This window comes from Mycobacteroides immunogenum, from assembly GCF_001605725.1.
Classification (GTDB): domain Bacteria; phylum Actinomycetota; class Actinomycetes; order Mycobacteriales; family Mycobacteriaceae; genus Mycobacterium; species Mycobacterium immunogenum.
In genome coordinates this window covers 2,311,932-2,324,224 of sequence record NZ_CP011530.1, presented here as the reverse complement: position 1 = coordinate 2,324,224, position 12,293 = coordinate 2,311,932, and the positions used below count along the sequence as shown (strand labels likewise).

Below are 12,293 nucleotides of genomic sequence, written 5' to 3'. Positions count from 1 at the left end.
GTTCCGCCGATTTCAGGCTGTGGATAACGGTGGGGCGGTGTATCGCACGTACCACCACCCCGCCACCACCACGATCAGGCCACCCAGCAGTGCACCCCCGGTCACATCGGAGAGCCAATGCACACCCAGATACAGCCGCGTGAGCGCGACCGCAACCGTGCCGACCGCTGCCGCCACCCACAACCAGATCCGAACGGTCCGGCTGCGGCCGTGTCCGAGGATCACCGCGAGCACCCCCAGCACCGAGATCGTCGTCACCGAATGCCCGGATGGATACGACGGCGACTGTTCGGCCACCAACCGGACGCCATGCGGTGGGCGCTCGGTGCCCACGAGGTGTTTGGTCAGCGAGATCGCGATTCTGGTGGTCATCAGGGTTCCGAAAATCACCAGCGCGGGTAGCGGTCGACGCCACCGCCACCACAGCACTGCCCCGGCGATCAATCCGAGCGGCCACATGCCGTCGGGTCCCACCACGTCCGTGATGAACACAGCGACGGGCGTCAGCCACTCCCGGCGCTGGCTCAGCATGAAATTCAGTACCGAGTGATCAACGGCCGTACCGGCGTGTGCGGCATGCGCGACGCACGCGAGCACCACAAAAAGGACCGTGAGAAACGCGCCGGTGATCACCGGCCATTGCCGAACCGACAGCACGAACGCTAGCTGTCCTTGGAGTCCTTAGGATCACCCGGTTCGGGCGCGGGATCGCCGCCACCCTCGGTCTGCCCCGGTGAGAAGTCGTCGGGCAACAACGCGTCCAGCGCGGCACCCTTGATCCGCCGGAACGCCCGGCGCGGCCGGCTCTGCTCCAGTACCGCGATCTCGAGTCCGCCCAGAGCCCGGCCTTCGGAGCCGTTGGTGCCGGCCGTACCGGCCTGCAAAGCCTTCACCGCGAAGCCGACCGCATCCCTGAGCGTGGCGCTCTCGACGTAGCTTTCCTTCAGCGAGTTGATCACGGGCTCGGTGTTACCGCCCATGACCACCCAGTGCGGCTCATCGGCGATCGACCCGTCATAGGTGATCCGATAGAGCACCGGCTCGGTGTCGCGGCCGTAATGGGCCACCTCGCCGACGCACAGCTCCACCTCGTAGGGCTTGGCCTGCTCGTTGAAGATGGTGCCGAGCGCTTCAGCGTAGATGTTGGCCAGCTGCCGCCCGCTCACGTCGCGGCGGTCGTACGCGTAGCCGCGCATATCGGCCCACTGAATGCCGCCTCGCCGCAGCCTGTCGAACTCGTTGAACTTGCCAACGGCCGCGAAACCCACCCGGTCGTAGACCTCGCTGACTTTCTGCAGTGAGTTCGACGGGTTCTCGGCGACGAACAGCACGCCGTCGACGTACGTCAGCGCCACCACCGAACGACCGCGGCTGATTCCCTTGCGCGCCAGCTCCGAACGGTCGCGCATGAGCTGCTCGACCGAGGCGTAGTACGGAAAGGTCATGAGTCACCTCCCGATTCACGCAATTCTGATTCGGCACGTGCAGCCTCGGTGCGCTTCTCGATGACCTCGCGCGCGATACGTTCGATGTCGGCCTCCGGGACGCGAACCGCTCCCCCGGAATCGATCCGGACAGCTGTTGGGAACACCCGGCGCACCAAATCCGGTCCGCCCGTTGCCGAATCGTCGTCAGCGGCGTCGTAGAGCGACTCCACCGCCACCGACAATGCGTTGAGTGCGTTCCCACCGGGCTTGTACAGCTTCTTGATGGATGACTTGGCGAACATCGAGCCCGAGCCCACCGCCTGGTAGCCGTCGCTCTCCACGTGCCAGCCGCCGGCCACGTCGAAAGACACGATGCGTCCGGCGGTTTCGCCGTTGGGGTCATCGATGTCGTAACCCACCAACAGCGGCACTGCCACCAGACCCTGCATGGCCGCGGCCAGGTTGCCGCGTACCAGCGCCGAAAGCCTGTTGGCCTTACCGTTGAACGTCAGCGGCACGCCCTCGAGCTTCTCGTAATGCTCCAGCTCTACGGCGTACAGCCGGGCGAACTCCACGGCAATCGCCGCGGTCCCGGCAATCCCGGTGGCCGAATAGTTATCGGTGATCTGCACCTTGTCGATATCGCGGTTGGCGATGTAATTGCCCTGCGTCGCACGTCGGTCACCGGCGATCAGGACTCCGCCACGGTAGTTCAGCGCGACGATGGTGGTCCCATGCGGCAGATTCCCAATCACGTCACTGGACGCCTTTCCGAGCGCCGGAAGCAGTTCTGGGGCCTGGACCCTCAGGTATTCCGAGAACGAGGAAAGGTGCGAATTGCGGAAGTGCTGTCCGGCGGGCTGACGTGCGATCGAGTCGTCGCGCCAGATCACTGGCCGCCCTTTTGGACGTATGCCCGCACGAAGTCCTCGGCGTTCTCTTCCAGCACGTCGTCGATCTCATCGAGCAGATCGTCAGTGTCCTCCGCCAGCTTTTCGCGGCGCTCCTGCCCGGCGGGTCCCCCTAGATCGGTGACGTCGTCATCGTCTCCGCCACCACCGCGCTTGGTCTGTTCCTGCGCCATCGCTGCCTCCTGACTCATAGGTCGGTTCTGTTCAGCCTACCGGGCAACGCCGACGCGGTGACGTTTCACGCGTGTGCGTCGCCCGTCGGGTTATGTGGTGAGCTGATCGACCAGTTCAGCGGCCGAATCGACGGAATCGAGCAGCGCGCCCACATGACTGCGGCTTCCGCGCAGCGGCTCCAGGGTTGGAATCCTGACAAGCGAATCCCCACCCAGGTCGAAGATCACCGAGTCCCAGCTCGCGGCGGCTATATCCGCACCGAACTTGCGCAGGCACTCGCCGCGGAAGTAGGCCCGGGTGTCCGACGGAGGCCGGGTCACCGCGTCCAGCACCTGCTGCTCGGTCACCATCCGCTGCATGGAACCGCGGGCGACAAGCCGGTTGTAGAGCCCCTTGTCCAGGCGGACATCGGAGTACTGCAGGTCGACCAGGTGCAGGCGCGGCGCCGACCAGCTCAGGTTTTCGCGCTGCCGGAAACCCTCCAGCAATCGCAGCTTGGCAGGCCAGTCCAGCAGGTCCGCGCATTCCATCGGGTCGCGCTCCAACAGGTCGAGCACCTTGGCCCACACCTGCAACACCTGGTCGGCCTGCGGATCCGGGTCGCGAGACGCCACCAGCTCGGCCACCCGATCCAGGTAAATCCGTTGCAGCGCAAGACCGGTCAGCTCGCGACCGTCGGCGAGCGCGACGGTGGCCCGCAGCGAGGGGTCCCGGCTGATCACGTGCACCGCATGCACAGGGCGGGCCAGCGCCAGGTCCGACAGGTCAGCGCCGGACTCGATCAGGTCGAGCACCAGCGAGGTGGTGCCGACCTTCAGGAACGTCGAGGTCTCGGCGAGGTTGGCGTCGCCGATGATGACGTGTAGCCGGCGATACTTGTCGGCGTCCGCGTGCGGCTCGTCGCGAGTGTTGATGATGCCCCGCTTGAGCGTGGTCTCCAGTCCGACCTCGACCTCGATGTAGTCCGCACGCTGCGAAAGTTGGAAGCCCGAATCGTCGCCGGAGGGTCCGATGCCCACCCGGCCGGAACCGGTGACCACCTGACGCGATACGAAGAACGGGGTCAGTCCGCTGATGATCGACGAGAACGGTGTCTGCCGGTCCATCAGGTAGTTCTCGTGGGTGCCGTACGAGGCGCCCTTGCCGTCGATATTGTTCTTGTACAGCTGCAAACGTGCCGCCCCAGGCACGCTGGCGACGTGGCGGGCGGCCGCCTCCATGACGCGCTCACCGGCCTTGTCCCAGATGACGGCGTCCAAGGGATTGGTGCACTCGGGTGCCGAGTACTCCGGGTGGGCGTGATCGACGTACAACCGGGCCCCGTTGGTGAGGATCATGTTGGCCGCCCCGACCTCGTCGGCGTCGACGATCGGTGCCGGGCCGGTGGTGCGTCCCAGATCGAATCCGCGGGCATCGCGCAGCGGCGACTCCACCTCATAGTCCCAGCGGGTGCGCTTGGCGCGCTGGATCCCTGATGCCGCGGCATACGCCAGCACCGCCTGCGTCGACGTGAGGATCGGGTTGGCGGAAGGGTCCGTGGGCGACGAAATGCCGTATTCAACCTCGGTACCGATGATCCGTTGCATGGTGTTCAGCCTAGAGAGGCGGTGCTGAACACCACGCCGGGGACTGTTCAGAGTGCTCTGCGTGCCCCGAAATCGGCGTTAGCGTCGCGTTTATGAGCCACCCCGAGAAGATTCATGTCGACCTCAGCGGAGCACCGCAGACCATGTTGGCGACGTTCTACGCCAAGGCGCTCGACGCCGAGTTGCCTGAACCGATCCTGGGCGATCAGATGGCCCGCGACATCGCCCGTCGCATCGACTATGACTGGTCCAAGACCACCATCACCGCCGGCAGGTCCCCAGCTGTCACCACCCGCTCCGCGCATTTCGACGATTGGGCCCGCGCGTTTTTGACCAGGCACGCCGAGGCCGTTGTGCTGCATCTGGGTTGCGGTCTGGACGGTCGCTACTTCCGGTTGAATCCCGGTCCCGGGGTCGAGTGGTACGACGTCGATTACCCCGACGTGGCCGCACTCCGCAGTCAGCTTTACCCGACACACGATCACTATCACGTGGTTTCCGCGTCGGTCACCGATCCCGGGTGGCTCGCGAACATCGCCGACGGCCGCCCGGTGCTAGCGATCGGTGAAGGACTCACGATGTATCTCAAGCAGGACGACGGAATCGCGCTGTTTCGCCGAATCGTCGATCACTTTCCCTATGGGGAATTGCAATTCGACGCGTTCAACAAATTCGGCATCAAGACACAGTGGTCCAATGCTGTGGTCCGGCGTTCGGGAGCGACGCTGTACTGGGGCATAGACAGCCCCGAGGACCTCATTCACGCCATACCGAAGCTGCAACTGCTCGAATGGGAGTCACCGTTCGACGCGGAGTCCTTCCAACAGACCAAGACCGCGTATCGACTTCTGGCCAAGGCGATGTCGCTGTCGGCGACCCTCCGCTACATGGCCCAGTATCACCGCTACGCGTTCTGAGAAGTGGGGGTTGGCCGCGGCGGTCCTTGCCGTTTCGGGGCCGGCAATCGGGGGGACGGATCGCCGCGGCCAACCTGTCTATGACGCAGGTCTACTCAACTGAGACGCTGCGCTTTCACCTATCTCGCCGACGTCCAACAAACGTCGCGCGACTATTGCCATTTCGCGCGGGTCGCCGACGGTAAGACGGACTCCGCCATCGGGGTATTCCTTGGCCACGACATCGCCGGTTCCCAATTTCGACATCCAGGGCTCGCCGTCGCCGCGGGCCGGCAAGTACACGAAGTTGGCATGCGACTCCGGGATATGTGCGCCCATCTGCGCGAGCCGCTCCCGCAGCTGATCACGTTCGTAGACAATCGAATCGACCCGCAATCGCAGCTCGTCTTCCGCCGCGTACGACGCTGCCACAGCCACCGCGGCCGCACGATTCATGCCGAACGGGAGTTGGTACCGGCGGATGACACCACAGACCGTGGGTGCGGCCAGCCCATATCCGATACGCAGCCCGGCCAGCCCATACGCCTTCGAAAAGGTACGCAGTACCACCAGGTTCGAGTGCGCCCGCAGCAGGCGGGGGATATCCAGATGCTCATCAGGATCCACGAATTCGATATAGGCCTCGTCCAGAATGACGACGCTGGTCGGTGGCGCCTGGCGCACAAACTCATAGACCTGTTCGGCGGGTATCAACGTTCCTGTCGGATTGTGCGGCCGGCACAGCACCACTGCGGCGGCATCGGCGTCGTACGCCGCCCCGAGCAGTTCGTCAAGGTCGGTCATACCGTTGTCCGCCAGTGGAATCGGTACTTGAATGAGCCCGGCGATATCGGCCAGTATCGGATAGCCGTCAAATGTTGGGTGCGCGAAGACCAGCGAATCTCCCGGCCGGCACAGCGCCTGCAGAACCTGAAGCGCAACCCCGGTGGCACCGACGCCCACCACCACTTCCTCCGGCGTCATACCCACCCGTTCCGCGATCAGTCTCGGAAGCACCACCGGCAGAAACTCGGGGTAGCGATTCACCTCCGCGATGTCATGCCGGAGCGCGTCGCGAACCGAGGGCAGTGGACGGTAGGGGTTTTCGTTCAACGCCAACCGAAGCGGGCTCACTGTCATTGACCTCGGCCTCCCCAGCGGACCGCCGCCGCGGCCGCGTAGTCGCCGGCGTGGGCGAATCCGGCCAGCATCACGGTGTCGCCTGCTCGCACCTGGCCCTCGGAAATCGCCGCATCGAGTGTATGTGGGATACCCACTCCGAAGAGATTCCCACACTCATCAAAGGTGTCGGGGTGCTTGTCCTTGGGCAGCTGCAAGGCGTCACGCCAGTTGCGCAGAAATATCCGGTTGGGCTGATTGGTCACCAGAACATCGAGATCTGTTGAGGGAACTCCAATTCGATCGCAGACGGCCAGCGCCACCTCCGGCACCATGCGGTTGCCCCGCGCCAACACCTTGCTGATCTTGTGTTCGGTGAAGGCCACTCGCCCCTGCCCGGAGCCTGATTCCCAGTATTTGCGATGCGGCGTTACCGCGTAGGTCATGTCGCCGGCGTATTCGCCGAAGTTCCGGGTCTCGATGCCTAGGACCGGCGATCCCCCGTCCCGGGTGATCAGTGTCGCAGTGGCGCCGTCTCCCGGGATCGATGCCTGGGCGGTAGAGCGCACTTGCTCTTGCACAAAGATCTGCCCTGCCGCGTTCTGCATGTTCATGATCAGTGCCGAGCGCGCGTTCGAGGAGTCCATCATCTGTTGAACCAGCTTGAGCATCAACACAAATGACACGCAACCACCGTTGTGCACATCCAGAATCCACTCGGGACGAATCTGCAACCGGTTCGCCACTTCCCCACCGCAGCCCACGAACGGCAGATCAGGCAATTGGGTATGCGTCAGCAGGATGTCGACGTCATCGAGCACAGCTTCTCCATGGCGCTCCTTGAGCCCGGCGACGGCGCGCTCGGCCATGTCGACCGCGGTCTCGTCGTGCGCCACATGATGCCGGTATGCCGGGCTGCGGAACATCACATTCTCGGCCAGATCGTCATCCTTGGCGTACTGCGCGAAGTAGTCTGCGCCGACCCGATTCTGCGGAAGGTAGCTGGATACATCAAAGATGCTGACGGTCATTTCATCCACTCCGGAACAATCGGCAGCCCATGGCTGTGGCGGTATTCAGCAATGGCCTTGAGGTTGAGCAGCTCCAACATGTGCCCCGCGCCGAACATGTCCCAGAAGTCGCCCACCCACGGCTTGCGTTGTGGTGGAGCTGTTTCCGGATAGGGATTGTCGTCGTAGAACGGATGGTGACAGTTTGTCCACAGCACCACGGAGCCCGGCTTGTTGAGTACGACCTGCGCGTCAACCACCCGCATGAGGTAGATCATCCACAGGTGGTCGCCCTGATCCCACGCACAGTGGTAGTCGACGGTTCCGGATTCGGCGTTCGACTCGGTACGGGTGTAGATCAGCGTGTCAGACCCCAGGCGATCATGCGCAACCCACAGCCCGGGTTCATCGGTCTCTTCGAAGCCGCGCAGGCTGTAGGTCCACTCCTCCAGGCACCGCGTGTCGGACAGATAGCGGTGCAGTTCATCGGGTGGGCAATCGACGTACTCCTGGACGGTGCAGAACGGGCCGAAAACCTGATCGTGCGGGTACACCGACCGCATCATGTCCATGATGATCGGCGTGGCCTTTTCCCGTGGAGAGGTCTCGATGCGGTGCACTCCGGGAAGCGCGGTCTCGGTGCCGGCATCCGCGGTGATATCACTAAGCGCGGGCAAGGCTTTCGCGGTTTGGGTAATCGTGTCGGTCATTCGTATTCTCCTTAGCGGTTTCGGATGACAGGAATGGGGCGAACGGTGGTACCTCGTCGGTGGCGCACACGACCTCCACCACGGACGGCCCGTTGTGAGTCATTGCCGCATGTATGGCGGCACCGAAGTCGGCCGCCGTATCTGCCGAATGGCACACCAGGCCCGGGAACATCGCGGCCAGTCCGGATGCGATGTGTGACGGCGCGAATCTGTTGAAGCTGTAGCTCCCTCCGTAGTACAGCTGTTCGCGCGTGACGCACATAGCGTGTGCGTTGTTGTTGACGATGACGAACGTCACCGGCAGCCGATGCTCGATGGCCGTATGAATCTCCATGCCGTGCATGAAGAATGCGCCATCACCGGCAATCACCACGGTGCGTCCGGCGCGCGCGAAGGCGCAACCGATGCCCGCACCGAAGGCATATCCCATACCCCCCATGCCGAGTGCGACGACGTAGCGCCCACGCGGCCGCGCACCCAGGTAATGCACGGCCGCGGCACCGGTATTGCCCGCGTCCACGAAGATGTCGGCACCCACGGGAATGGCCTGGTCCAAGACCTGCATGGCGTCGCGGTATCGCACGCCGTCACCGTCATACACAGGAGGTTCCAGATGGGCCGGGGCATAGAGTGTTTCACTGTCGGCAACATCCGAACGTGGCACCAGAGCTGCTACGAGGCCCGTCAATGTAGACGCCAGATCGTGGGTCTGCAGGTGCCGCGACGCGATGTACGGCGGCGTGGAGCCGATGGAGAGCACCGGGATTGCCGAGAAGTCAGTTGCACCCCGGGTCATCACGGGCATGTTGGTGCCGACGCATACGCACGTGACACCGTGACGCAAGACCTGTTCCACGGCCGGGTGACCCATCACCCCAACGACTCCGAGCAATCGCGGATTCTCGCTATCCACAACGTCTTTAGCATCGGGAGAGACAGCCACAAAGGCGTCAAGGCGGTCCAGGAGATCGGATAATTCGTCGCGCGCGTTATGCCGGGCCACCTCGGGGCCCGCCACCACCAAGATCCTGCCCGCCGTTTCGGCCAGCTGCCCGGCGATGTCGGCCAGCTGCGCAGGCGCCGCCCCCAAAGGGGGATGCGGCTCTCGCGGCTGCGGTACGGCCGTCAACCGCGCCTGCTGAACATCCTTGGGGATCAACAGAACCGCAGGCAGCCCGTCGTGAACAGCCGCCAAGGCCTGACCGAGAGCCTCGTCAATTTCTTCCGGGCTTTCCACCCGCGCGCAGTATCCGGATATGGGCCGGAACACCGCCTGTAAATCCATACTTCCCGCGCGCCCGCTGCCGTCCTGAAATGCGCCGTTGCCCTCCAGCGGCCGGGGCGGCTGACCCACGATCGCCAGCACGGGCACCCGACTCGCATATGATTCAGCCAGCGCTGGAACGAGATTGACTGCGCCGCCGCCAGATGTCGTGGCCACCACACTCAGCCGCGAGGTTCCACGCGCATAGCCATCGGCCATCGTCCCCGCCGAGAATTCGTGCTTGGCGACGACGGCTTCGATACCTGGCGTGTAGTGCACGGCATCGTAGAGATCCTCGATGTTGGCACCGTCGACACCGAACACAAAGTCGACGGCGTGCCTGCGTAGCTCCGAGACGAGCCAGTCGACAACCCTTGGGTTCCCCTCCCGGAACGGCAGGTCACCGTCCGCGCGGCTCCGGGCACATGTCGGGCTGGTCATGACTAGTACACGACTGTCACACGTGACGGGTTCAACAATCTCAGAGAAAAAGTGATCGAGTTATCTCAATCATGTGATGGCACAACATGAATCGAGTTTCAGATTACCTGAAGATGCGCACGTCAAAGCACCGCGAGCGCGGTGCCCAAGGAGCTCAGTTGCGCAATTCGAGGAATACCAGCGGTGAGGCGTCACCGTGGTTGTCGATCACCTGGACGCTCTCGATCTGATCCTGCGCCATGGGAACGGTCGTCGACGTCATCATCGTCGAACCAGGCTTGGCGGTCCACGAGCTAGCGATGATGCTCTGCCCGGAGCGAGTACCGATACGCAGCGCGTACGGCGCTGCCGAGTCGTCTGCGTCGTCGCCATAGGCCGGATAGCTGCACCACATTTCGATGCGGGTGCCGGTGCCGTCCCGCACCAGGGCGACCTGTGCGCTCATCGGCGAGGGCGTCACCTGACGCATCGGTTGCCAGTGCTCACCCGAAGGCAACGAGCCCGCCGCCACACTCATCGGTGCGGGCCGGTGGTACCACGGCGGCGGCACCAGTGAAACAGTCAGCGCTACCGTCGCGGCGACCGCGACCGCGCCGACATAGGCCAGCCGGCGCACCGCGCTCTGCCGCCGCCATCGAGCCTGCAACTTGGGCCACAGCGCCTGCACCGGGCAGCTGGTGGCCGGCTTCGCGAGCGCGGGAGGGTCTTCCAGTTCCATCTTTTCGGCATAGCCGCGATCCACCTTGGACAGCAGGCCGGGCATCGCCGTCACCTCGGAAAGCGCACGCTGGCAGCTGGCGCAATCCACCAGGTGTTGCTCATATTCGCGCCGTTCGGTCGAGGACAGCGCGCCCAACACATAGGCGGCATCCCAGTCGGCGTAGACATGTTCGATAGTCATCGCGTGACCCCCATTTCCTGCAGCGACAACCGAAGTGCGCGCACACCATAGTGAAGGCGTGACTTGACGGTACCCTCGGGCACTCCCAGCTCGGCGGATATGTCCGCGACCGAACTCCCGCGGTAGTACGCCCGCAGGATGACGGCGCGGTGATCGGTGGACAGGGTGCGCAGCGCCTCGGCGACCAGCCAGGCGTCCAGCGTCGCGTCCACCTGGTCCGGCGAGGCGAACTCTGGCGTTTCCGCGGTGGCGATCTCACTGCGGAAGCGCGAACTCCGCGCGTTATCGCGGACCAGATTGTGGGCAACGGTGAACAGCCAGGCGCGGGCCGACCCTTCGGTCTGGTTCACCAGCGTCGGATGCCGCCAGGCACGCAACAGCACCTCCTGCACGATGTCTTCCGCGAGCGCCGAGTCGTGTGTCAGATGCATGACGTAGCGGTGCAACGGACCCGCGTATTCGTCGTAAAACGCCCTCATCAGGGATGATGAGCCGCTCGCGCGAAGAGCGCCGGACTCAGATGAGCCGGTTGCGCGCGCGCCATCGCCCTGCGGCGAGCCCTCTAGGCTCACCCGGTCAGGCCCGGCCTGCCCATCCGTCATGGAACACCTCCGACGGTTACACGATCCAACCGCCCGATTGGTTCAAGATACGCGCGTTTCGGTCCTTTGGCACCACCCCGGCGGACGTCATCATGACCTGGTGCGCAATCTCGAGGACGTCCACGAATGGTTCCTGATGCGAGGGCTACCCGTCGTCCTGGACCGCCGGGTGCGCGCACGCGAGCTCCTTGATCGCGCCGCACCCATGATCGGAATCGCGGGCGCGGGCGCGGCACTCTACGAGCTCCTCTCCACCGACAACGCGACACGGTCCGTGGCACTGATGGTCCTGCTTGGGGTGGTGGCGCTGCTGATGGCGGCGCAACCCTTGGTGCTCACCGCGCTGCAACGCGTGGGAACCATCCGCGCCGATGCAGTGCGCCGCACCCTGTCGTGGCTCGTGATCGCGATCTTCGTGATCGCCCTACCTGCCGTCGATACCGGCACGTGGTCGGCGACGGCGGCCCGGATGCCGGCGTATCTCGTGGCCGCGCTGATACTGATCTGGCTCACGTACCTTGGCGCCGGATCTATCGGCCTGTGGGCATTGCGCTACGCGTCAACACAATTCGGCGCCTTGGGAACACTGATGTCCCGGGCGCTACCACTACTCATGTTGACCGTGGTGGTGTTCTTCACCGGGGAACTCTGGCAGCTGTCCGCGCGCATCACCCGCGAGAGGCTCTGGCAGACAATAGGTTTCCTCTCCGTCACCGCGGTGATGTTCATGGTGGTGACCGTGCGCGACGAGCTGGCCAACCTGCGCGAGAACCGCGCCGAGTCGGTGGGAGCAGCTGCACTGCTAACCGGTACGCCGCTGGCCGGCCTCGTCGACGACGAGGTACCCAGACCCGCACTGCGATGGCCGGAACGCATCAACGTGCTGCTGGTCATGGTGGTCTCGCAGGCCATCCAGGTCGTGTTCTTCACCACCGGCGTATTCGCCTTTTTCTTGCTTCTCGGCATCGTGGCGGTGCCCCATGATGTGATGGTGTTGTGGTCCAACGAGGCCGCATGCGCCTCAGGGGCAGCGCCTCCGTGCGCCGGAACATGGTTCGGCATCCACATCGGGTTGCCACAAACCCTCATTCATATGGCGCTGCTGGTCGCGGTCCTTTCCGGGCTGTACTTCACGGTGAACAGCAGCGTGGATCCGCAATACCGCAGCCGGTTCTTCGAGCCACTGATCGCCGATGTCGCGGTGAGTCTGGCCGGGCGCGACGCCTACCTCGCCGCATCGCGCGACTAGTTC

13 protein-coding genes are annotated in these 12,293 nt (G+C 64.2%); 2 read left to right on the top strand and 11 right to left on the bottom strand.

What is annotated here, in order from left to right; translation table 11 throughout:
* Positions 1-12 precede the first annotated feature (12 nt).
* The 5 genes from ABG82_RS11520 to dop form a co-directional block, all read right to left on the bottom strand.
* Complete coding sequence (locus ABG82_RS11520; protein WP_052511068.1) at positions 13-657, bottom strand: phosphatase PAP2 family protein; 645 nt, start codon at positions 655-657, stop codon at positions 13-15.
* 5 nt (positions 658-662) lie between these two features.
* Positions 663-1,445 (bottom strand): proteasome subunit alpha, encoded by a 783-nt coding sequence (gene prcA, locus ABG82_RS11515; protein WP_043079120.1) that lies wholly within the window; start codon positions 1,443-1,445, stop codon positions 663-665.
* Complete coding sequence (gene prcB / locus ABG82_RS11510) at positions 1,442-2,320, bottom strand: proteasome subunit beta (protein WP_078343458.1); 879 nt, start codon at positions 2,318-2,320, stop codon at positions 1,442-1,444. The genes prcA and prcB overlap by 4 nt, the downstream gene beginning before the upstream one ends.
* Positions 2,317-2,511 (bottom strand): ubiquitin-like protein Pup, encoded by a 195-nt coding sequence (locus ABG82_RS11505; RefSeq protein ID WP_005061283.1) that lies wholly within the window; start codon positions 2,509-2,511, stop codon positions 2,317-2,319. The genes prcB and ABG82_RS11505 overlap by 4 nt, the downstream gene beginning before the upstream one ends.
* Positions 2,512-2,601: 90 nt before the next feature.
* Positions 2,602-4,098, bottom strand: a complete 1,497-nt coding sequence (gene dop, locus ABG82_RS11500) for a depupylase/deamidase Dop (protein ID WP_043079119.1) — start codon at positions 4,096-4,098, stop codon at positions 2,602-2,604.
* Positions 4,099-4,190: 92 nt separating this feature from the next.
* On the opposite strand from dop, the gene ABG82_RS11495 reads away from it, so the two are divergent.
* On the top strand, positions 4,191-5,015 hold the full coding sequence (locus tag ABG82_RS11495) for a class I SAM-dependent methyltransferase (protein ID WP_043079118.1): 825 nt from the start codon (positions 4,191-4,193) through the stop codon (positions 5,013-5,015).
* Between the two features lie 78 nt (positions 5,016-5,093).
* Here ABG82_RS11495 and ABG82_RS11490 read toward each other — a convergent pair whose 3' ends face one another.
* From ABG82_RS11490 to ABG82_RS11465, 6 genes are all read right to left on the bottom strand, one after another.
* A complete protein-coding gene (locus ABG82_RS11490; protein WP_043079117.1) occupies positions 5,094-6,134 on the bottom strand; it encodes an aminotransferase class I/II-fold pyridoxal phosphate-dependent enzyme in 1,041 nt (346 codons plus the stop codon).
* Positions 6,131-7,144: a 3-oxoacyl-ACP synthase III family protein gene (locus ABG82_RS11485; RefSeq protein ID WP_043079116.1), complete on the bottom strand. Its 1,014-nt coding sequence runs from the start codon at positions 7,142-7,144 to the stop codon at positions 6,131-6,133. Before ABG82_RS11485 ends, ABG82_RS11490 begins: the two co-directional genes overlap by 4 nt.
* Positions 7,141-7,800 (bottom strand): SRPBCC family protein, encoded by a 660-nt coding sequence (locus tag ABG82_RS11480; protein ID WP_162269254.1) that lies wholly within the window; start codon positions 7,798-7,800, stop codon positions 7,141-7,143. The genes ABG82_RS11485 and ABG82_RS11480 overlap by 4 nt, the downstream gene beginning before the upstream one ends.
* Positions 7,787-9,538: a thiamine pyrophosphate-binding protein gene (locus tag ABG82_RS11475; RefSeq protein ID WP_078343459.1), complete on the bottom strand. Its 1,752-nt coding sequence runs from the start codon at positions 9,536-9,538 to the stop codon at positions 7,787-7,789. Before ABG82_RS11475 ends, ABG82_RS11480 begins: the two co-directional genes overlap by 14 nt.
* 154 nt (positions 9,539-9,692) lie before the next feature.
* The gene (locus ABG82_RS11470) at positions 9,693-10,439 is read right to left on the bottom strand and encodes an anti-sigma factor family protein (protein ID WP_043079114.1); all 747 of its coding nucleotides are present in this window, start codon (positions 10,437-10,439) and stop codon (positions 9,693-9,695) included.
* Positions 10,436-10,918, bottom strand: coding sequence for a sigma-70 family RNA polymerase sigma factor (locus tag ABG82_RS11465; protein WP_005061267.1), 483 nt, complete (start codon positions 10,916-10,918; stop codon positions 10,436-10,438). Before ABG82_RS11465 ends, ABG82_RS11470 begins: the two co-directional genes overlap by 4 nt.
* Before the next feature lie 223 nt (positions 10,919-11,141).
* On the opposite strand from ABG82_RS11465, the gene ABG82_RS11460 reads away from it, so the two are divergent.
* Positions 11,142-12,290: a hypothetical protein gene (locus ABG82_RS11460; RefSeq protein ID WP_308213263.1), complete on the top strand. Its 1,149-nt coding sequence runs from the start codon at positions 11,142-11,144 to the stop codon at positions 12,288-12,290.
* Positions 12,291-12,293: the final 3 nt, after the last annotated feature.

Excerpts from the sequence above, each read along its gene's own strand:
- ABG82_RS11505 (WP_005061283.1), bottom strand. The coding sequence starts at position 2,511 with ATGGCGCAGGAACAGACCAAGCGCGGTGGTGGCGGAGACGATGACGAC.
- ABG82_RS11485 (WP_043079116.1), bottom strand. The coding sequence starts at position 7,144 with ATGACCGTCAGCATCTTTGATGTATCCAGCTACCTTCCGCAGAATCGG.
- ABG82_RS11465 (WP_005061267.1), bottom strand. The coding sequence starts at position 10,918 with ATGAGGGCGTTTTACGACGAATACGCGGGTCCGTTGCACCGCTACGTC.
- dop (WP_043079119.1), bottom strand. The coding sequence starts at position 4,098 with ATGCAACGGATCATCGGTACCGAGGTTGAATACGGCATTTCGTCGCCC.
- ABG82_RS11495 (WP_043079118.1), top strand. The coding sequence starts at position 4,191 with ATGAGCCACCCCGAGAAGATTCATGTCGACCTCAGCGGAGCACCGCAG.
- ABG82_RS11475 (WP_078343459.1), bottom strand. The coding sequence starts at position 9,538 with ATGACCAGCCCGACATGTGCCCGGAGCCGCGCGGACGGTGACCTGCCG.
- ABG82_RS11490 (WP_043079117.1), bottom strand. The coding sequence starts at position 6,134 with ATGACAGTGAGCCCGCTTCGGTTGGCGTTGAACGAAAACCCCTACCGT.
- ABG82_RS11470 (WP_043079114.1), bottom strand. The coding sequence starts at position 10,439 with ATGACTATCGAACATGTCTACGCCGACTGGGATGCCGCCTATGTGTTG.
- prcA (WP_043079120.1), bottom strand. The coding sequence starts at position 1,445 with ATGACCTTTCCGTACTACGCCTCGGTCGAGCAGCTCATGCGCGACCGT.